The sequence below is a fragment of the Flavobacterium sp. T12S277 genome, assembly GCF_048514875.1.
GTDB lineage: Bacteria > Bacteroidota > Bacteroidia > Flavobacteriales > Flavobacteriaceae > Flavobacterium.
Genome location: NZ_JBLYEG010000063.1, coordinates 1 through 1,392 on the forward strand (window position 1 = coordinate 1; position 1,392 = coordinate 1,392).

General features: G+C 35.8%; 1 rRNA gene. It reads right to left on the minus strand.

What is annotated here, in order from left to right:
- Positions 1-1,279: 1,279 nt before the first annotated feature.
- A 5S ribosomal RNA gene (rrf, locus tag ACN1CN_RS22715) occupies positions 1,280-1,389 on the minus strand.
- Between the last annotated feature and the right edge of the window lie 3 nt (positions 1,390-1,392).

The window sequence follows — 1,392 nt, forward strand, 5'->3', positions numbered from 1 at the left end:
GGGTGCAAATGTAATATCCGTTTTCCATTCTCGCAAGCTTTTTTGAATTTTTATTTGAAAATTTCTTTTCGTTTTAATTCTCTTTCTTGCCAGTATTTCGGTGAACGTCTGTCGCTGTTGCGGGTGCGAAAGTAGACACTTTATTCGCTTTCACAAGCTTTTTAGACAAGTATTTTTGATGTTTTTGAAAACTTTTTGTTAACACTCTGATAACACCACTTTTACAATTTAACCTGCTTTTAGTTTTGAAAGAATTTTCTTTAGTGAATCTCTTTTAGGATAATTCCATCTTTCCAAACACCCCGATTTTACTAGCTTCAAAACTTTACTTACCATCACCTCCAAATCAATTCAACCTACCAGCATAGTAATTTTCACTTGTCTTTTATTCCTTTTACCAAATAACCCATCTATACCTTTAAGATCAAAACATAGTATTATAGATAAAACCAAATACAAATTCTCACGCAATAACACCCCTGAACGAAAACACACTTAAAAGCATCAACAACCAGGAGACAAAACTTCTTCCATAAAACAACCCAAAACCACACAGAATACATCAACCTATTATTTAAATTATATCCTGATATAAACAAAAGCTAAAACACTTCCCGACGAATCATTCATCACCAAAACAAAAAACATCAAGATCAAAATTCAGAACTGTTAGAAATATAAAATCCTCCTCATTCAGATTATCTAATATCCCTACTTAATTTCTACCAATCCAAAAGTTTCCGCAATACATCATTATCACAAGCCCGCAGCTAAAACCGCAAGCTATAATTCAAACGGAATAGAATTTCAGGGTTTTAATTCATATTTAACCCCCTCTTTTACGAAGCCTGGGACAATATTTGGCGTAAATAGAATATTGCAGACATCACCCGCGATTTTAGACATCGAGAATACAATATATCATTAAAGTTATTTTACGGTAATAATTTTATTCAGGGACGTTCCCCTCCGGGTCGGGCTGTTCGCTAAATCTTTTGCGATAAAAGTTTTTGGAGATTATTAGAAGATTAAAGGTACCGCAAAAGGATACCGCTGCCATCCCTAACGCAGTTTATGGTAGACAGAAAAAATCCGTTCCAATCCGCGTTTTCGCGTAGCGAATCAGCACAATCCGCGGTCTATTTTTTAACCACAAAGATTGACTTGACATTTATTGCAATTCCTAAGAATTTCAGAAGATTTAATAAGCATCGTTTTTCTTAAAAAAAACCCATATAAAACAAAAAACCCTATCCGATTTGGATAGGGTTTTTAAAAAGAAAGGCGACGACATACTCTCCCACATAACTGCAGTACCATCTGCGCAGGCGGGCTTAACTACTCTGTTCGGGATGGGAAGAGGTGAGCCCCGCCGCAATAACCACCTTAAGG